Annotated in this window: 16 protein-coding genes and 1 other RNA gene; 8 read left to right on the forward strand and 9 right to left on the reverse strand. The window is 46.6% G+C overall.

Annotation, left to right across the window (positions count from 1 at the left end):
- Positions 1–90: 90 nt before the first annotated feature.
- Together BT105_RS00600 and BT105_RS00605 are read right to left on the reverse strand one after the other, a co-directional pair.
- Positions 91–2814, reverse strand: coding sequence for a CotH kinase family protein (locus BT105_RS00600; RefSeq protein WP_072298943.1), 2724 nt, complete (start codon positions 2812–2814; stop codon positions 91–93).
- A 321-nt stretch (positions 2815–3135) separates the two neighbouring features.
- A complete protein-coding gene (locus BT105_RS00605) occupies positions 3136–4326 on the reverse strand; it encodes an EAL domain-containing protein (protein ID WP_072298944.1) in 1191 nt (396 codons plus the stop codon).
- A 748-nt stretch (positions 4327–5074) separates the two neighbouring features.
- Here BT105_RS00605 and BT105_RS00610 point away from each other — a divergent pair.
- The 7 genes from BT105_RS00610 to BT105_RS00640 are packed head-to-tail and all read left to right on the forward strand — an operon-like array spanning position 5075 to position 12736.
- Complete coding sequence (locus BT105_RS00610) at positions 5075–5833, forward strand: EAL domain-containing protein (RefSeq protein ID WP_072298945.1); 759 nt, start codon at positions 5075–5077, stop codon at positions 5831–5833.
- A gap of 30 nt (positions 5834–5863) precedes the next feature.
- Positions 5864–6577, forward strand: coding sequence for a hypothetical protein (locus BT105_RS00615; protein WP_242940051.1), 714 nt, complete (start codon positions 5864–5866; stop codon positions 6575–6577).
- A gap of 18 nt (positions 6578–6595) precedes the next feature.
- Positions 6596–7468, forward strand: coding sequence for a signal peptidase I (locus tag BT105_RS00620; protein ID WP_081367742.1), 873 nt, complete (start codon positions 6596–6598; stop codon positions 7466–7468).
- A 41-nt stretch (positions 7469–7509) separates the two neighbouring features.
- Positions 7510–9087, forward strand: coding sequence for a hypothetical protein (locus BT105_RS00625; protein WP_072298946.1), 1578 nt, complete (start codon positions 7510–7512; stop codon positions 9085–9087).
- A 27-nt stretch (positions 9088–9114) separates the two neighbouring features.
- Positions 9115–12075, forward strand: a complete 2961-nt coding sequence (locus BT105_RS00630) for a signal peptidase I (RefSeq protein WP_072298947.1) — start codon at positions 9115–9117, stop codon at positions 12073–12075.
- Between the two features lie 16 nt (positions 12076–12091).
- Positions 12092–12490 carry a hypothetical protein gene (locus BT105_RS00635; RefSeq protein WP_242940052.1) on the forward strand — a complete coding sequence of 133 codons (399 nt, stop codon included), beginning with the start codon at positions 12092–12094 and terminating at the stop codon, positions 12488–12490.
- An 18-nt stretch (positions 12491–12508) separates the two neighbouring features.
- Entirely contained in the window at positions 12509–12736 is a 228-nt protein-coding gene (locus BT105_RS00640) for a hypothetical protein (RefSeq protein ID WP_028514413.1), read from the forward strand.
- Between the two features lie 201 nt (positions 12737–12937).
- Here BT105_RS00640 and ssrA read toward each other — a convergent pair.
- From ssrA to BT105_RS00675, 7 genes are all read right to left on the reverse strand, one after another.
- Positions 12938–13307: a transfer-messenger RNA gene (ssrA, locus tag BT105_RS00645) on the reverse strand.
- 148 nt (positions 13308–13455) lie between these two features.
- Positions 13456–13800: a S66 peptidase family protein gene (locus BT105_RS00650; protein WP_081367744.1), complete on the reverse strand. Its 345-nt coding sequence runs from the start codon at positions 13798–13800 to the stop codon at positions 13456–13458.
- A gap of 27 nt (positions 13801–13827) precedes the next feature.
- Positions 13828–14292, reverse strand: a complete 465-nt coding sequence (gene smpB / locus BT105_RS00655; protein WP_072298949.1) for an SsrA-binding protein SmpB — start codon at positions 14290–14292, stop codon at positions 13828–13830.
- Between the two features lie 222 nt (positions 14293–14514).
- On the reverse strand, positions 14515–15264 hold the full coding sequence (gene nadE, locus BT105_RS00660; RefSeq protein ID WP_072298950.1) for an NAD(+) synthase: 750 nt from the start codon (positions 15262–15264) through the stop codon (positions 14515–14517).
- A 16-nt stretch (positions 15265–15280) separates the two neighbouring features.
- On the reverse strand, positions 15281–15808 hold the full coding sequence (locus tag BT105_RS00665) for a cysteine hydrolase family protein (protein WP_072298951.1): 528 nt from the start codon (positions 15806–15808) through the stop codon (positions 15281–15283).
- A 48-nt stretch (positions 15809–15856) separates the two neighbouring features.
- On the reverse strand, positions 15857–16459 hold the full coding sequence (gene thrH, locus BT105_RS00670) for a bifunctional phosphoserine phosphatase/homoserine phosphotransferase ThrH (RefSeq protein WP_028514747.1): 603 nt from the start codon (positions 16457–16459) through the stop codon (positions 15857–15859).
- A 243-nt stretch (positions 16460–16702) separates the two neighbouring features.
- Positions 16703–17176, reverse strand: coding sequence for a COG2426 family protein (locus BT105_RS00675; RefSeq protein ID WP_072298952.1), 474 nt, complete (start codon positions 17174–17176; stop codon positions 16703–16705).
- A 170-nt stretch (positions 17177–17346) separates the two neighbouring features.
- On the opposite strand from BT105_RS00675, the gene BT105_RS00680 reads away from it, so the two are divergent.
- The gene (locus BT105_RS00680) at positions 17347–18801 is read left to right on the forward strand and encodes a penicillin-binding transpeptidase domain-containing protein (protein ID WP_072298953.1); all 1455 of its coding nucleotides are present in this window, start codon (positions 17347–17349) and stop codon (positions 18799–18801) included.
- The last annotated feature ends 174 nt before the right edge of the window (positions 18802–18975 follow it).

Below are 18975 nucleotides of genomic sequence, written 5' to 3' on the forward strand. Positions count from 1 at the left end.
AATTAAACACGTTTAATTATATTATACACGAAATTTCTGTTTTGTCAAGTATAAAATAAAACAGGAGCAGTTTAAACTGCTCCTGTGGTCTTATCTTCTTGGTCTTTCGCCGCCCTGAGGTCTTTCAGGCTGCTGCGGCTGATTTGGTTCCTTAGGCTGGTCTTGGTTCTGTGGCTGGTCATTATTCTGCGGCTGTTCTGTGGTCTGCTGTGTATCGGTGTCTCTCATGCTGAGCAGAAGCTCTCTGCGCATTGCCACAAGGTCGAATACGTCGATAACGCCGTCCTCGCAGAGGTCGCCTGCCTTCCAGTTGACAAGCTCGGTATTCCTGTCGGCGCTGAGCCACTTTTGCAGCATAACGATATCGGCAACGTTGAAGTCTCCGTCGGCGTTTACGTCGCCGATGATAACATCGTTTTCGTAGACAGCTCTTACAACAGCGTTGGATTGGAGCTGTATCTTTATAGATGATGAAGTCTCGCTGCCCTCAACTATTTTAGCTCCGCTTATGCTCCAACGTGAGAACTGAGCCTCCTCGCTTGGAGAAACGCTGAGGTCGATAGTGTAATCGCCGTGGTATTTGCCGCTCCACTTGGAGACTGCGCCAAGGTCAAGGGTGTTCAGCCTGATACTGCCCTTTGAAGCGTTGTTGTTGACTGTAAGGCTGTAGGCGTTTGAGCTGAGCTTTGCAGCCTGTCTCGTTGTGCTCTCTGCGTACTGGAAGCGCTGAGCATAGAAATTTATTATGGTCTGATAAGCGCTTTCAAGCTGTCTTTCGCCGCCCGAGCTGCGTGAATTGAAACGGGCAAAGCTGTCTGTTATCTGCTGCTTGTAGTTGTTCAGATAGCTCTCAGCCACGGACTTTGTTTTGTCAGTGGTGAAGTTATTATTTGCGATATCCATGAATGTTCTGGAATACTGCAAACGGAAATTGTCGTTTTCAAGAAGCTTTATGAACATCTGAGCGAATTCGCCGTCTTCACGGAGCTCCTTGAGACGTCTGTAGCAGTCTGCATTTGCGGACTTGTCGTAGCTTCCGTAGAGTCCCTGACCTGATTCTGTATCGTAGAGGATAGGTCTCCACTTGCCGTCTGCGTAGGGATTTTCCTCGTCAATAGCGTCGGAGCGCCACATTGAGATGTTTCTTTGCGGCCAGTCTGCGTTGCACCAGTATATCTGAGCTGCCATGTAGTCCATATAGCTCTGTATATCAACTTTCTGGCAGAACTGCTCATAGCTTACTGTGCCGTTTATAATGCCGTTCTGGAGCTGTAGCCAGTCCTGAAGATCCTGCTCTGTGCCCTCGTCCAGCTCGCCGTTTTTGACGATAGCCACGTCGCTCTTCTTGATGCCGTAATGCTCGTTGATATAGCGCTTGTCTATCTTTTCCATGAGCTGATAGATTCCCCAGTATTCGCCGTCGAGGAATACCACGCACTCTGTAGTTGCCTGATATGCGAAGTTTCTGTCGGTGATAAGGCTCTGGTTTATGCTGTCGCGGAAGAACGCAGTGCCGTTGTCGTTGCCGCCGTTTCTGAGAACAACGCCCTCGTACTTCTTGATAGACTTGCCGTTCTTGGCTTTTGTTGCCTTGCCGTCGAAGAAGTCGTACTCAAATTCGGGCATTCCGTAATCCTTGCGTGTATAGATGTTGAAGCTCTTCTGTGCAAGGCTTCGTGAGTAGTTGCCCTTGATACGGATACCTACCTCCTGTTCGACAACCTTTTCACCGTTGTCAAAGAGGGTGAAGCTTGCGGGGCGCTCCCACTCTCTGCCGCGCATTGAGTAGTTTGCGATGAGGTTCCATGGCTGAACATTTCTGCCTGCGCCTGTGTTTTCGGTCTCGTAAGCCTTGCCGAGACAGTATATTCCTGTTTCGTAATCGAAAAGATTATCGGGATCGGTAACAAGGGATACTACCTTCATTTTCGGGTAATAGCCGGAATTTGTAGTGCCGATGAAGTATGTCTTTGTAACGGGCTCGCTTATGCGTCCCTCGCTGTCAACTGATACAGCGCGGATAACGGCAGCCTTGTCCACGTTTTCACGGGGCTTTTCAACGCCGTTTGGAGCTATATCTGTTCGTGCGCTGAGACGGTTCGCGGTATCAGACATATCCTTGACAGTTATGGGAGCTTCGTATTTTTCGGATTCGGTAGTTGGATCGCTGCCGTCCATTGTATAGTAAATGGTGCATCCCTCATCGGCTGTCAGCGTAAGAGCGAAGCTGCTGTCGTAGAAGCCGCTGTCCTTGGAGAAAGCAGGCTGATGAACTGCCGCAGAGCCCTCGGGAGCTGCGTTTTCCTTTTCGGGAGTAGAGCTGAGCTCATAGAATTCGCCGCTTCCGTCGGGGTACTGACCGTAGGAGGTGTCAGCTGCCAGAGCGCCGAATGTGAGAGTCTGAGCTGTATTGCCCTGCTTGTCGGTAAGCGTGAGAGTTTCGCCTGTGGACGAAAGTCCGAATGGAACTATCTTAGTGTCGTTTGCGCCTGCATTGCTGTCGCAGAAAACAATTAGTCTGCCCTTTGCAGGAACTTTTGTGCCGTCGGGAAATGTGTAACGGTAGGGCTCAGCCTCCTTGTCGGAGAAGCCCCAGCCAGAGATGTCAGCTTCCTGACTGTCGCTGTTGTACAGCTCTATCCAGTCGTAGAGATTTCCGTCTGCTGCCTTGTAAGTGCTGTTCTTGGAGCAGACTTCGTTTACAGTCACTTTGCTTGTGTTTTCGGCATTAGCCGGCAGATAGGCTGCTGACTGCATAACAAGTCCCAGACATAAAATGCCTGCTGCCGCTTTGCCCATAGAAATTTTTTTCATGTTTTCCTCCTGTTTTTTTTTCAGTGCTTTTTTCTCAAAAAAATAATGTGCTTATTATCTTATGAGCACAGGTATGGATTTTTATATCTTTTATCTTTTTGTAAGTATTTACGGTATCTTTTTTTTATTATTATAGCACGATAGCAACAGCTTGTCTACTCAAATATTACGGTTTTTGTTCAAAAAATGCGGATTATGAAAGATAAGTCGGCGATGAACGCTTTAAATATAATAAAACCCCTCTGTAGTATACGGAGGGGTGAGATATTTTTCGGGGCTTTTTCAAATAAATTTCAAAAAGCATTCTGCTGATATATGCGTTTATTCGTCGGGCAGATTTTCACAGAGGGTGATAGCGATAACGTCCTCCGAGTAGCTGCTCTTTACGAAGTAATCCGTAGTCTCTACCTTGCGGTATACGCCGTCGTCGCCAAGCTGTCTTGTGACAAGACGTATCTCCTGTGCCCCCTCGCTGTGCCTTGCGATGAGGTTTTTACGGTCAAAGGTGGTGGCGAAGGCTTCTCTGTCGTCGGGGTGCATACTGCTTGTACCGTGAACTATCAGCTCATCGAAAATGCCTGTTGACGGGCATGAGGTAGTGGTAAAGTTCTGATAAGCCATCATATAGAAAGTATTTCTGGTGAGATTTGTGAAAATAACAAGGGGATAGCGGCGGAAAACAGCTTCAAGGAGCAGATTTACCGCACTTGCAGGGCTCTGGAGCTGTAATATGTCTGTAGGCTCCTCCACTGCCTTGTGGACCATGCACAGAGAGAGGTAATCCTCCTCGGGCATCGGCTTTGCGAAGAGATAGCCCTGTATCCTGTTGCAGTCGCAGGTCCTGAGAAATCCGAGCTGTTCTTTGGTCTCTACGCCCTCGGCAACAGTTTTCATGTGAAGTCTGTGGGCAAAGTTGAATATGCTTTCAAGAACTATGCGCTCCTTTTCGTCCTCGCAGTTGTGGCTCAGGAGAGATTTGTCTATTTTCAGGACATCGGCAGGGATATCCTTGACGAACTGAAGTGACGAAAGACCGCTTCCGAAGTCGTCTATAGCTACGGTAAAGCCTGCGTTTCTGATAGAAACTATCCAGTCAAGGATACGTTCCTCCTCGCCGACCATAGCGGACTCAGTTATCTCCACCTCGATAAGAGAGTGGGGGAGTTCGTATTTATCTACAAGAGCAGTGAGTCTCTCGGCGAAGTTATCCTCCTGAATATGTTTCCTCGAAAAATTGATAGATATCGGGAACTGGGGCATCATATTCTGTTTTTCGAGAGTTTTGCAGACAAGCTCTGTGACGTACCAGTCTATATCCATGATAAGGTCGGATTCCTCTGCAACAGGAATGAAGAAAAACGGCGAAATTACCGTACCGTCGGGCTTTATCCAGCGTACAAGAGCTTCAGCGCTTTTGAGCTGGCTGGTCAGTGCGTCGTACTGAGGCTGATAGTAGGTTGTAAGCTCGTTATTTTGCAAAGCGGCTCTTATTTCATCTGCTGAGTATTTCATAGAAATTCCGTCCTTTCATAATGCGTTATGACTGTCTCATAATGTTATATTGCCTGCTTTTTCCCCTTTGTGCAGGCATATATCCCTTAAAAATAATATTCTGTATCATATTATATCACAAATTTGCATATATTTCAATAGATGAAAAGTAAATTTTTATTCAAAATGTGTAATCACGATAATAAAAAAACAGTTTTGGCTTATTGTTTTTTTAAATTGGTCATAAAAAAGATAATAAATATACCTTGAGTAATTATAAATTGCCTTTTATTTGCAATAATAATTGCTTCATTTGTATATAATGTCGAAAAGTTTTGCTATAATGTGAATATTAGAGAAAAATATTGACAGTAAAGCATAAATGGTATATAATGTAATTGTAAACAAAAGGTATAAAGAAGTTGCATAGTGTGCGAATGAATTCTCATTTTTTACTCCTCCATAACAGTTTTTAGAAGCCTTTCGATATGCTTTGCTCCTGACGGGTGTGAACTCGGCAGGACTAATTAAAAAAGTTTTCATCAATGGCTCATAAAAACCTCTTTAACATGGCGTCCCCCTCTTGTAGCGAGAGGGGGACGTTTTTCCATTAAAACATTTCACTGCAATTTTTCGCTGTTATAACGGTTTTCGTTAAAAAACACCGCATTTTTGTTATAATTAATAGTTATTTCATTGACATTGCGCAGTAAATATGGTATAATAAAACAAATATAAAATATATATAATGTAGAAAGAAGGCGGTAATATGGCGGAAAAAGGAGTTCAGACCACAGTCGGCGGTTTAAGGGCTGTTGAGCTTAATTACCGCAGTATAAGGGAGATCGCCAGCGGTCAGACTGCTTTTTATCAGTCCCGTACAATGCTCAATTCTCCCAAGCTGGGAGTGCTTTCTCCCGACAAATACCGCGACGTATGCGAGATGACCAATCAGGCTGACCAGCTTTTCCGACTGGAGCTTGTACAGGCTCTGGAGGCAAACGCCACATTTGCGGAACGAGATTTGAATTTCGGCTGGCTTTCGGTGTATCTTCCCGTGAGAATGCTCAGAGAGAAACGTACATCAAAGCTTGCTACGGATTATGCGTCACGTCACCAGATACCGACGACACGCATTTGCTTCGAGCTCTCTGAGAAGCTTCTCATGGAGACCGACGAGCAGGTGCCATCCACTATACAGGTAATGCGCAATCTGGGCTTTCACTTTATGCTGACCAATTTCGGTGCAAGCAACTGCCCGCTCATGCGCCTTTCGGATTTTCCCGTTGATTACGTTATGCTAAGCCCTGAGGTAACAAACTACATCGGCAGGGGCGAGCGTTCGGACAACGCGGTAAGATCAATAATTTCCTTCGTCAACGATATAGGCTCTGAGCCTGTTGCTGACGGAGTTTTCAACAGCCGTCAGGCGGAAACGCTGTATTCATTTGAATGCTCTTACTGCGCAGGAAACCTTTCGGGCAAGTATATGACGGAAAGATATGTCAGAAGGAGATCAGATTCTTGAAAAAATTAATAATGGATTGGAGAGTTCAGTGTGGATAAAAAGGTAATTGATGTCCTTGAACTCAGAAGAACCGCGAAAGAGGTCAAGCGTCATTCCGTGCTGATGCGTGTCCTTGCACTGCTGGCGATAATACTTATACTGCTTGTCGCCATAGCCTACGGTATATCGTATTTTTACGATAAATTCGGAAGCTTTACGGTCAAGGTCAACAAATACGACATGGTAAAGCAGGGACTTTCCCTTTCGGAAGCGCCTGAATATGATAAGTCAATAGCGGTGCTCAATGCAGATATAGTCTACGATATGACCAATATAAGCGGAGAAGACCTTCCCGATAATATAGATAAGGTAAACGGAAGCCATAACGGCGATAACTTCATCGCCTATACCTTCTACCTGATCAATTCGGGAGACGATACCCTGACTTATACAGGTGAGATGCTCATTGAGAACGTCACCAAAAACGTCGATGAAGCAGTCCGAGTCGCAGTTTATAAAAACGGCGTCAAGACTGTTTACGGCAAGACTAAATCTAACGGCGGCGGCAAGGAAAGCGACTGCGACAGCGAATTCCTGACTTCAAGCGTTGTTATGAGAACTTCTACGGAAGGCTTCAAGGCAAAGGACAAGGACAAGTATACGGTCGTGATATGGCTGGAGGGAAATGATCCCGACTGTATCGACGACATAATCGGCGGAACACTAAAGCTGAGTATGAGCTTTAAGATAACTGAATCTACGTGATAAAGGAGTAAAAACAATATGAAAAAAGTTCTAAGAGTGACTGCAAATGTTCTTGCATGGCTGGTGCTTATAATCGCATTTCTCGTCACTATAATAGTTTTCTCATCGGGAAGAAATAACGGAGTTGCAAATATCTTCGGATTTATACCAATGACAGTAGAGTCGGACTCAATGAAGCCTACATTCAGCAAAAACGACCTCATCATCTGTAAGGAGATCGACGACATCAACAGCCTTAAAGAGGGAGATGTCATCACCTTCTGGACCGTCATCGACGGCAGAAGAGTCAAGAACACCCATAGAATCGTAGAGGTCGAGGACACAGACGGTTCAAAGAGCTTCATCACACGAGGCGATAACAACCCCGTAAACGATACAGCTCCTGCTTATTCGGGAGACCTTATCGGCAAGTGGACAGAAACAAAGATAGGCGGAGTGGGCAAGTTCCTCAACTTCATGCGTACAAAGAAGGGCTTCTTCATTTGTATCGTTATACCGATGGCTCTGTTCTTCCTGTTCGAGCTTTACAAGTTCATCGTTACTCTCATCGAGGCAAAGCGCCCCGAACCTGCCGAGCAGCTTGACGAGGAAGAAATAAAGAGACGTGCTATCGAGGAATACCTTGCAAGCAAGGGCGAGTCTGCCGAGAATGCGGCGGCTAAAGCCTCCGAGGCTGTTGGCAAGGCTGCCGAAAAGGCTGAGGATACTGCCGAAAAAGCCGCAGGAAATTTTGAAGAGGCTAAGAAAGAAGCCTTTGAAAAATTTGAAGCAGTAAAGCAAGAGGCTGAAAAACTTGAAAAAAAAGCAGCAGATGACGCCAAGAATATTGCGGAAAATGCGGCTGAGACCGCTGGGGCAGCAGCTGAAAAAGCAGGTGAGGCTGCCGAATAATACGCGATATATGGGAAAGCATTTGACTTTCGGAGTATATTATGAATGAATTCTTGAAATGGTTTTTTGCATTTATTTCTGAAATGCTCAAGGGTTATGCGGATATCGTAAAGGGCTTCGGGCGAGGAATAAAGCAGATATTCAATATCAAAAACTATATAAATATCTTTAAGGAGCATTCTCAGGATTACAGCGCACTCAGCTGGGTGCTGTCGATACTGGCTATCATCATAGTAATAGCTATTTATGCGCTGATATTCATGATGATAATCCTCGGAATAAGGAAGTATATCCGTTTCCGTCATTCTATCGTCAGCAATGAGGACCTTCTCGAGGAGATAAGTGAGCTCCAGCGCAAGGTGCTGAAGATGACAAAGGAAAAGGACGAGATAATGGCTATGAAGGTCGCTCAGATGGGACTTCCTGCCGGCTCGGGAGCTCTTTCCCTTGCGGACGGCACTATGGCTGCCGAGGGTGCAGAGGGCGGCGGAGATGCTGCGGCTCCTGCTGTTGTGGAGAGCGGCGTTGTCCAGACCAACGAGTACAGATTCTCAAAGCTCATCGAGGTGGACACCTTCTACAAGACCTACGAGCCGCCTGCATATGACAATGAGATAGACCTTCCCGGCATTTGCGAGAACTTCCGCAATTTTGCCTGCTCGAGAATGCATCTTTACTATGAGCCTAAGATAATCTGGCTCTTTATGGCAGGTATGGCTTCCACAAAGCTCATTATCCTCCAGGGTATCTCAGGTACAGGTAAAACCTCGCTTCCTTACTCATTCGGTAAGTTTTTGCAGGTGGATACCACTATTGCTTCTGTACAGCCTTCATGGCGTGACAGAACCGAGCTTTTCGGATACTTCAATGAATTTACCAAGAACTTCAACGAGACAGAAGTTCTCAAGAGAATATATTCATCGGGCTATAACAACGATGTAAACCTTATCCTCCTCGATGAGATGAACATCGCCCGTGTCGAGTATTACTTCGCGGAAATGCTCTCTATCCTCGAAATGCCTAACGCTGACGAGTGGGAGCTGGATATCGTTCCAAACGTATGGAGCACCGACCCTGTAAAGCTCGATAAGGGCAAGATAGTTATCCCGCAGAATATCTGGTACATAGGTACTGCTAATAACGACGACTCTACCTTTGCTATTTCGGATAAGGTATACGACCGTGCGCAGCCTATCAACCTTGACACCAAGGGCGTTGCATTTGACGCTCCCGACACACCGCCAATGAACCTCGGCTTCGATCATCTTGACAAGCTGTTCAAGGAGGCGTTCGACAAGTACCCGATCTCACAGGAAAATCTCAAGAAGATACAGCAGCTTGACCTCTGGGTAATCGAAAAGCTGAGAGTTGCCTTCGGTAACCGTATCCTCAAGCAGATGAACCTCTTTGTTCCCGTATATGTAGCCTGCGGCGGCGACGAGCTGGACGGCATCGACTACATTCTCGCAACAAAGATATTCCGAAAGTTTGAGTCTCTCAACCTTGCAATGCTTAGAGAGGAGCTTCGTGAGCTCTGCGCTTACATGACCAAGACTTTCGGAAAGAATAAGATGAACGAATCTATAGCTTATCTCGAAAGACTCCAGAAGCTGTTCTGATTCGGATAAAGAGCAGGTGAGAAACAAGTGAACGACTTATACAGCAAATGGTACGAGCAGTTTGAGACGCTTTCCGAGACCTTCGGCAGTGATGAGTTATATCAGGCACTTGATTCTCTGCTGATCTCAAGCCGCAATACCTTCGCTTTCAACAGGAAAATAATGGAGAAGGCGATAGACGTATCATGGGTAGAGGCTATCGAAAACGGAATAACCCATGTGGACAACTTCCTTAGAAATCCGCGTAAGACCATTGAGGACGTGGAGGAGATAGTGCCCATAGCTCTGTCGAGAAAAACTACAGTTGAATCGGTAAAGCACTTAGCGCAGCATACCGACCTGATACAGAGCATTGACAAGAAAACTGGAAAGATAACCCCCTCAAAGATACTGAATGTCCATAAGGAGGAAAGTCTTTTCACCTATGAGAACAAGTTCGTCAATACTCTTATAGACAGACTTTACATATTCATAAATACAAGATACGAAAAGCTTGCGCAGGTATCCCGTGACGAGGAGGTTTTCTCCCTCGGATATGATACCGTCGTGGACGACGGCGCAGGCGGAAAAATGAAGATAGACGTAAAGATAGAGACCGTGGACAGCCTTGATTCCTATGACGCCAACGGCTATACCGTATGGCAGCGAGTGGAAAAGCTGAAAACAGCTATTGAGGGCTACAAGGGCTCGGAGCTTTGCAGGGCTCTCGGAAACACCTATATCCGACCTCCCGTAATGCGTACCAACGCTATCATGAAAAACGTAGACCTGAAAGCTTGTCTTACTCTCTGGCAGTACATCGAGAGCTACGACAAGGTGGGCTACGAGATAAACGTGCAGAATACGGCAGTCCAGCCTCAGCAGGAGTACGTTGACGACTTCTATAAGCTGGTAATTCTGAATCTGCTGCTGTTCCGTTCGTATATGAACAACGACAACGAGGACAAGCTGAAAGAGCTGAAATCCCACACCTCAAAGCCAATGGCTCCTAAGTTCCTGAAGAAATTCGACAAGGAGCTGGCGGCGGACTACAGCGTATCCTCTGAGACTACAGCAGGATATATCGCTGCCGAGGGTACATTCAGATTTGAAAAGCGACTTCCTGTTGACCTTAATGTAATGTTCGAGCAGCTTTCCGAGATCATAAAGATCGAAACGGCGTATCTTGCCGAGCTCGAACAGACAAGGGCAGAGGAAGAAAAGCGACGGCAGGAGGAGGAAGCAAGACTTGCCGAGCAGCAGCGTATCGAAGAAGCAAGACTGGCAGAACTGGAGCGTATCCGACTCGAAAAAGAGGAGGAAGAACGCAGAGTTCAGGAAATGCTGGAAAAGAAACGCGCCGAGCAGGAAGCAGAGGAGCGGGAGCGCCAGCGGCTTGAAGAGGAGCGTCTTGCCCGTCTGGAAGAGATACGTCTGCGAGAAGAAGAAAAGCGCCTGAAACGCGAGGAAGAAGAGCGAATCGCTGCCGAGCGTGAGCGTATCAAGCAGAACAAGGAAATGGCTCGTAACGAGCTGGGCGAGGCGGAAGGTCTCGACGAGGAAGCTCTCAAGACTAAGGAGCCCGATCAGGAAGAGCTTGAAAAGCAGGCTTACAGTGAGGTCACCGAAGAGGAGATCGAGGAAGTCAAGGCTGAAATGGAGAATGAGGCTGAGACAGAGGGCGAAGCCTTTGAGGATCCGAGAGCTGTTGCGGCACGAAAGAAGCTGGAGCAGCAGAGACTGGAAAAGGAACGAGCCGAGACAGAACGGGCTCAGCGCCTGAAAGCCGAGAGAAAACGTCTGGAAAGCAAGCCTTTCAAGGTGATATACCGCGAATATTCGTGGAATCCTATATACGTTCTCATAAGACTTATACGGCATTTCTTAGCAGTTGTGCTGGGTATCGTGCCTGCGGATACGGATAACCCGAGGTACAGGCAGATACTTGCCGATAAGAAGAAAAAACAGGAGCTCAAGGAGCACGAAAAGCAGGAACGTCAGGATATGGAGGTGTACTACAGAAAGTACGCCCACAGTGTTAAGTACGATTTTCTGAGATTCGTCGGCGACATGAAGTTCAAGCGCAAGAAGCGCAAGGCTGACAAGAACAAGCCGAAACCGGCATACACTCCGCCTAACAGAACTCCCGAGGAGCAGAAGACTATCGACCTTGAGATGAAGAGACTCTACAGAGAGTACCACGTAAGTGTTGTCAAGAAGATAGTTCTTGCGATTCAGGAGCGCAAAAAGGATAAGCTGGAGATAGAAAAGAGTATCCGCGAGAGCGAAGCAAGCATAAGCAATGAGGACATAGAGAAAGCCGAAAAGGACGACGGAGCAAACAGGACAGCAAATATCATTGTTGCCGTTATAACGGCGATTGCTCTTGCGTTCGTAATATACGTAATGGTTTGCTCGGCTAAGGGCAAGGCAGTAAATGTCTTCGGCAAAAGCGTTCTCAAGGTCGTAACGGGAAGTATGGAGCCTTCGATACACGTGGGCGACTACATCGTCGTTGAAAAGACCGATACCAATGCGCTCTCAGAAGGCGATATCATCTCCTTCTATTCGGAGCAGAGCGATATCCGCGGACTTCTTGTGACTCACAGAATAGTGGGGAAGAATACTGACGGAAGCTATATCACAAAGGGCGACGCAAATCCTGTTTCTGATACGGTAAGCGTAACGCAGGATAAGATAGTCGGCAAATACACAGGCAAGGCAAGGTTCTTTATCTGGGTGAATTCCTTTGTGAATGCCAAGAAGCTGCTTCTGCTGCTGGTAGTTATACCAATGCTGCTGATATCACTTTATGAGGCAAAGACCGTTGTGAAGATAGGCAGAGAGGTGGCAGAAAAGGATAAGCTTACTCCCGAGGAAAAACGTGAAGCCGCAATGCGTGAGGCTATCGAAAAGGAGAAGAAGCGCCTTGAAGAGATGGGCTTTGATCCCGAAAACGAGGTGAATACGATTGAATCAAGAGAAACTGATGAAAAGGAGAATGATTAGAGCGATCATACTCTTTATGATAACATTTGTAGCTCTTCTTGTATTCATCGCACTCTACATGGACGAGACCAAGAGGGTACAGGAAACATACCGCAAGCAGTACAAAGCGAATCTTACAAAGGTGGTTACCGATATAGATTCCTATACAAACGGCGAAGGCGATTTTGAGCTGAGATATATGCGTATCGTCAGTGACATGAGCGCGGCAAATTCATTTGTATTCCTTATAGATTGTCCTGAAGAAAAAAAGAAAGCTATCAATGAAATAACCGCGTGCCTTATGAAGTATCCCGAGCAGATGAAAACAAAGCTTGAAGAGCTGAAAACAGCAGTCAATGATATCATTGACGAGCTGGACAAGGGCTACGACGAGGTCTCGGCAGTAGTCGGAGCGGTGGATAAACAAGGATATTAGTGCAGAGGAGGTTTTACAATGGGTGAAAAAAGCCGTCTTAAAAAGGAAATAAAGCTCTGCATGAGCACCATTAAGGAGATCGAGCGAAAGCGTTCGCGTTCACAGTCGGCTCTGGTACAGGCGATCCTTTTGCAGGAGCAGCCTGATGAAATGGACGTTGAGTGGTTCAACAAGTACACAGGCGAGATAACTGCCTGCCGTAATCATATGATAGAGCTTCAGAAGAAGCTGAAATCACTCGGATAATCAAAATGGACGTCAGTGAAAAACTGACGTCCGGTTTTTGTATTTAGCACGCTGATGATATTTATAAAATGAAAAAGCGCCTCAGTTTAACTGAGGCGCAAATAAACCAAAGTGCCGTAAGCGATGTACGTGCAGCAGTTTATGAAATTGTGAGCAAGCTTGCGAGCGGCAATGTGGCAGCGGTCAAGCTGGCTCAGCTTGTGGTGGAGGCGAGGGGAATTGAACCCCTGTCCGAAAGCTCATTCATGCAACTTTCTACGAGCGTATTTTACCTATTATGATTCCCTGTAAATACCGCCGATAAACGGGCTGAAAAAACAGGTAGTCCGTATACAATTGACGGACACGGACACTTCCGCCAATCGTTCACCGCTCATCGATGCCCAAGCGAGAGCCGCGGTACTCCCTCGGTGGACAGAAGCTGACTTAAGCAGCTACCAGTTCGCTATTTCTAGAAACTGTAATGTTATTTCTTGCGTTTATATTTAAACGTGGCGCAGGTTATGGAGATCACGCCATTCTCCGCTCGCTTATCACACTTCAAAACCCCCGTCGAAACCTTTACGCCCCCATATAAATGAGGGTACAGGTTAGGGAGCTGCAGTGCTCCGAATAATATTATAACTTGTTTTTGAAGATTTGTCAACTGCTAAAAATGACGAACCGAGTCTTTTCAAGCCATTAGCTTGTAGGAGCGCATAGTGTGCACCCGTCGGATATCATAACAAGGTGATTTCTTGTTTTTCCGCGTCAACGTGAGCCATAGCTCCGTAGGGGAGGATAGCTCTCGGAGTTCCGTGACCGAAGTTCACATTATAGAGTATGGGGAGCTCCGCGTTATTTACCACATCGCGCCAGACGTCCTTGTATTCCTCATAATACTTCTCGTTCATGGGCTTGCCGATGATGATACCGTTGATATTGCCGAAAACGCCCTCGTTTTCCAGAGCTTCAAGGTATTCTCTCAGCATTTCGGGAGTCGGCATTACCTCGCTTGTTTCAGCAAATAGTATCTTGCCGCGCCATTCCTCGTCAGTGGGAATGATATTGTTTTTTCGGGTAATCTCGTTCTGTTTTGTGAAGTCCTCTCGTTACTGGTTGCGTGATTTGAGATTGCGGTCTATTTCACGGTTAGCGTCGCGCTTTGCGATATCAGCTCGTTTGTCGTAGAGCTTCTTGCCCTTGCAGAGCCCCACCTGCATTTTCACCCGTGAGTCCTTGAAATAAAGGCTCAGCGGAATAAGGGAAAGTCCCTCCTGTTTAAGAGTTCCGTAGAGTTTATTTATCTCTCGCTTGTGCATGAGGAGCTTTCTCACTCTCATGGGATCGCGGTTGAAGATATTGCCTTTCTCATATGGGGAGATATGCATACCGCGGACGAAAAGCTCGCCCTTATCTATAGAGCACCATGAGTCCTTGAGGTTGACGCCGCCCTGACGTATGGATTTTACCTCAGTGCCAACAAGCTCGATACCTGCTTCATAGGATTCGAGTACAAAATAGTCGTGTCTTGCCTTGCGGTTCTCGGCAATAGTTTTAGTACCTTTTGAGCGCATTTTATCATCTCCTGTTCATGTAAAAATTATACACTATCGCAGAAAAAAAGTCAACTGAAAACAGTGTCAAAGTAAGCTGATGTACAAAGAAACAGCCCGAGAATACTCAGGCTGTTGATTCGGGACGTCGAGGACGCCGTCCCCTACAAATGCTTTCAGATAGTCAACTGTAGGGGCTGGCGTCCCCGATAGCCCATTGATATTGAAAATAGCGTTAAGCTGTTATTTGTTCTGCTCGTACTTAGGCATGAGCTGTAATTTATGGAGATTAGCTCTGTGCATACGGTCTATCTTTTCCTTTATCTCGGGAACTGTGCTCAGGTCGTCCAGACCGCGGATATACTTGTCCAGCATAGCGTATGTGAAGCCGAGATTCTCCTCGTCAGTCTTGCCGCAGAGACCGTCTATAGGTGTTTTGTGGACAAGCTCATTTGGAAGTCCCAGATATTCGCCCACCTGCAATACCTCGGTAACTGTCAGGTCGGAAAGGGGAGAGAAGTCTCCTGCTGCGTCGCCGAATTTAGTGGAATAGCCCACCCAGTCCTCGGAAAGGTTGCAGGTATTGACAACTCTGCCGTTGTGGCTTGCTGCAACTGCATAGAGAGTAGTCATTCTGATTCGTGCCGGAGTATTTACAACAGCCTGATTTGAGGGTTCCATGTGTTTTTTCAGCTCGTTCATGAATGTGGAAACTGTTTCACCGATATTGATAGTGTAGCTCTTTATGCCGAGAGTATCCACCAGCAGACGGCTGTATGCAATGTCAGCCTGTTCGCCCTGAGGCATGAGGACGCCGATAACTCTGTCCTTGCCGAGAGCCTTTACGCATACCGCAGCAGCTACGGAACTGTCCTTGCCGCCTGATATGCCGATAACAGCCTTTGTCTGCGGAGTTGCTGTTTTCTCAAAGAGGTCGCGTATCCACTGTACTATTTCATTTGTGACCTGTTCAGCGTTAAAACTATAGCTCATATTTATACGCTCCATTCTATTCAACTATCATCTGAACGACTTTCATTGCGTTCAGAGCATTTTCGTGGCTTTCGGGAGAAACTCCTGCACAGCAGTCCGAAATTACCCTAACGGGTATCTCGGGATATGCCGCCTTGATTATCATAGCGTTTGAAATTACGCAGATATCGGTGCATACGCCGATGAACAGGAACTCCTCGATATCCTTGCCTTCGCCTATTATCTCGGGCAGGTTTATTGCGCCAAAGGTAGGCTTCTCCACGATAGTGCAGTCCTTGCCGAGAGCCTTTTCCACCTCGGGAACGAGCTTCCAGCCCTCAGAGCCGCGGATACAATGGGGAACAGGGAGATTCTTTCCCTCCTGAGTATTCATGTAGTCCTCGGTGTGAGTATCAAGGGTAGCGATTATCCGCCCGTCCTTTTCTGACTTGCGGAACTCGTTTATCTTCTTAACGACATTTGCCGTAACAGCGGCAGTCTGGGGATTGCCCAGAACTCCTGTGGTGAAGTCGTTCTGCATATCAATGACGATAAGTACTTTCATGGGGTTAGCCTCCTTTAGATAAAGTTTTTGAACTGTATGGGAATGGTCTCAGACCATTGCCTTTTTGATAGCTGCAAGGAGCTCGTCATATGTCTCGAAAGCAGGGAGCTCAGGGTGATCCTTCTTTATCTGCTCTGTGCTTCTGAAGAGGAAACCAGCCTTGCTTGCTTCTATCATGCCGAGGTCGTTGTAGCTGTCGCCGCTTGCGATAGTATCGTAGCCGATAGACTGGAGAGCCTTTACTGTAGTGAGCTTTGACTTCTCGCAGCGCATCTTGAAGCCAGTTATTTCGCCGTTGGGAGCAACTTCAAGGGAATTGCAGAAAATAGTAGGCCAGCCCAGCTTCTTCATAAGAGGAGCTGCGAACTGTGTGAATGTATCGCTGATGATGATTACCTGACCAAGCTCGCGGAGCGCGTCGAGAAACTCCTTAGCACCCTCCATAGGCTCGATCTTAGCGATAGTGTCCTGTATTTCTTTAAGACCGAGACCGTGCTCCTTGAGAACGCCGAGACGCCAGTTCATGAGCTTGTCGTAGTCGGGCTCGTCACGGGTAGTCTTTTTGAGTTCGGGAATGCCGCTTGCCTCAGCAAAAGCGATCCAGATCTCAGGTACGAGAACTCCTTCAAGGTCGAGACAGGTTATATACATAATAAATTCCTCCATTAAAATAAATATACTCATATTATACTACTTTTGTAGTTATTTGTAAAGTCCCAATGTAGGGAACGCCGCCCTCGGCGTTCCACTAAGTTAAGAGTTGAGAGTGTAGAGTTGAGAGTTAAGAGTTATGGTGTCTCCTGCGGAGACATTATTTAAATAATGTGAGCAGAGCGAACACCTAAACTCTCAACTCTCAACTAAAAAAGCGCAGCTTTGCGCTGCGCTTTTTGCTTATTTTGCTGCTGTAAATGCTGCAACACCGCAAAGTGTAGCAACAGTTATGATGGCTGCTGCGAGAACAACACCGCAGGCAACTGCGACAATGCTCTTCTTGAAGTCAATTTCAAGGAAGCTTGCTGCAAGAGTGCCTGTCCATGCGCCAGTACCGGGGAGCGGAATGCCAACAAAGAGGAGAAGTGCCCAGAACATACCCTTTCCTGCCTTTTCTTTGAGCTTTTCGCCGCCGCTGTGTCCCTTTTTAAGGCACCATGTAAAGAACTTGCCGATAACGGGCTTGTCAGCGCCCCATTCAAGGACCTTTCTTGCAAAAAGGTAAATAAACGGTACAGGTATCATATTTCCGATCATACAGATAATAACAGCGTGATACCATTTTACTCCCATGCTCACGCCGAATGGGATACCGCCTCTGAGTTCTACGATAGGGATCATTGAAATAAGAAATGTCAAAAGATATTTTAACATAATAAAACTCGCTTTCCTAAAAATTCACAAGTCTTATTATCGCATATTTTTTGTCTGTAGTCAAGCTTTTTCGGGATTTTTTTATTTTTTCTGCGGACAGTTGACGAAATCACGGCTATAGTATATAATATTATTGTTTGAAAATTTATGATAACAAAGGAAAGTTTATTATGAAAATAAGAAAAATAACGGCTCTTGCCGCTTCAATTACAATGCTTGCAGGCTTTGCTTCCTGCTCTTCAAAATCAGTGGGAAAGATAGAGGGCGCAGACGGTCCTGCCGAGAAAACAACGGCTGCCGAGGTGACAACAGCTCCCGTGACAACGACTGCAAGTACTGCTGAAACAACTACAGTACCGCAGTCCGCAGGGGCAAAGGGCAATATCTACGACGCAAAGGGACATCTTCTCGTTTCAACTTCCGAGGACGGCAAGCGCAGAGTATTTGCCGACGAGTACGCGGTATCCTTTGCCAATATCCTCACTACCATGTCCGAGGGCTACGATACAGCCTTTGAGGATATACTCACAAAGACTTCTCCGAGCGGAAGTCCGCAGGCGATCAAGCTGACGCTTGACGGCGACGTGCAGAATCAGATATACGGCTACATGGAGAGCAATAACATCGTGGGCGCGGCTGTAGTTCTCCGCACAGACGGCTCTATCATGGCGCAGGTAAGCTATCCTTCATACGATCCCAATGCAGTTGCCGACCAGAAATACGACGAGGACCTTGCATGGGGCGACGTGGGAAACAAGGCTTTCAGCAACTATGAGCCCGGCTCATGCTTCAAGATAATGTCCGAGGTCATCTCCGACAAGCACGGCGTTTATTCACTTCATGACGACGGCACATGGGATTTCGGCAACGACCACCCCATTGTAAACTGGGATCACGAGACCAACAAGGCGAGCTACCCTATGGAGCGCTCACTCAGCTCCGCGTTTATCAACTCCAGCAATATCTTCTTTGCAAAGGCTTTCGATAATATCGGCGAAGACGCGGTTCTCAGCGATTTAAAGACCATTTTCCACTTCGGAGCTGATGATTCCGACGATATCAAGTGTGATTTCGGAGTTTTGAGCAATAATATCGAGATAGAGGACGTTGACGATCTCCGCAGAAGCGCGTTCGGTCAGTCAAAAGTCCTGACCTGCCCTATATTCCTTACCGCTCTTGGCAGAGAGGCCGTATTCGGCGATATGGTAACTCCGTTCGTGCTGAAGGACATCGTTGACAGCAGCGATCCCAATACAAAGATAGGTGACGGCTCAAAGGCTTACGATGTTATAGCTTCAATTCCGCCCGAGTGCCGCGATAATCTTCTTAACGGCATGAGAGGAGTAGGCTCTGATATCGGAGTTTACGTGGCAGGAAACTACAGCTTCTATGCCAAGACAGGCACAGCCGAGGGCTGGCGCGGCGATTATCTCTACATAACAGGCTGCGCTAAGAACAACAGCGACAACGGCTCACAGACTTATGAAAACTATGATAACTACGGCGAAACAGGTTCTTATGTAGTTGTTATGGAGATACAGAACCCCGCAGACCACGGTTTTGAGTTTGCATCACAGTCCGCAGGACTTTATAACGGCATCATGAATATCGTTGCAGGTAAATAAATGTCGAAAAATCCCTTTTGCAGCCGCGAAAGGGATTTTTTATCATTATTTTTTAATATTTTTTAAAACGTATTGACGAATTAAGGAAATAAATGTATAATAATAGTAGACTTTCCGCGCTGCGGTCTGCGGCGCTAAGCACACATATCAATTTAGGACGGTAATCAGTAATGA

The organism is Ruminococcus flavefaciens (assembly GCF_900119075.1).
Taxonomy (GTDB): domain Bacteria; phylum Bacillota; class Clostridia; order Oscillospirales; family Ruminococcaceae; genus Ruminococcus; species Ruminococcus flavefaciens_Q.

Coding starts and splice junctions, on each gene's coding strand:
- BT105_RS00640 (WP_028514413.1), top strand. CDS start 12,509: ATGGGTGAAAAAAGCCGTCTTAAAAAGGAAATAAAGCTCTGCATGAGC.
- BT105_RS00610 (WP_072298945.1), top strand. CDS start 5,075: ATGGCGGAAAAAGGAGTTCAGACCACAGTCGGCGGTTTAAGGGCTGTT.
- BT105_RS00635 (WP_242940052.1), top strand. CDS start 12,092: ATGATAACATTTGTAGCTCTTCTTGTATTCATCGCACTCTACATGGAC.
- nadE (WP_072298950.1), bottom strand. CDS start 15,264: ATGAGCTATAGTTTTAACGCTGAACAGGTCACAAATGAAATAGTACAG.
- thrH (WP_028514747.1), bottom strand. CDS start 16,459: ATGTATATAACCTGTCTCGACCTTGAAGGAGTTCTCGTACCTGAGATC.
- smpB (WP_072298949.1), bottom strand. CDS start 14,292: ATGCGCTCAAAAGGTACTAAAACTATTGCCGAGAACCGCAAGGCAAGA.
- BT105_RS00625 (WP_072298946.1), top strand. CDS start 7,510: ATGAATGAATTCTTGAAATGGTTTTTTGCATTTATTTCTGAAATGCTC.
- BT105_RS00665 (WP_072298951.1), bottom strand. CDS start 15,808: ATGAAAGTACTTATCGTCATTGATATGCAGAACGACTTCACCACAGGA.
- BT105_RS00600 (WP_072298943.1), bottom strand. CDS start 2,814: ATGAAAAAAATTTCTATGGGCAAAGCGGCAGCAGGCATTTTATGTCTG.
- BT105_RS00675 (WP_072298952.1), bottom strand. CDS start 17,176: ATGTTAAAATATCTTTTGACATTTCTTATTTCAATGATCCCTATCGTA.
- BT105_RS00605 (WP_072298944.1), bottom strand. CDS start 4,326: ATGAAATACTCAGCAGATGAAATAAGAGCCGCTTTGCAAAATAACGAG.
- BT105_RS00620 (WP_081367742.1), top strand. CDS start 6,596: ATGAAAAAAGTTCTAAGAGTGACTGCAAATGTTCTTGCATGGCTGGTG.
- BT105_RS00680 (WP_072298953.1), top strand. CDS start 17,347: ATGAAAATAAGAAAAATAACGGCTCTTGCCGCTTCAATTACAATGCTT.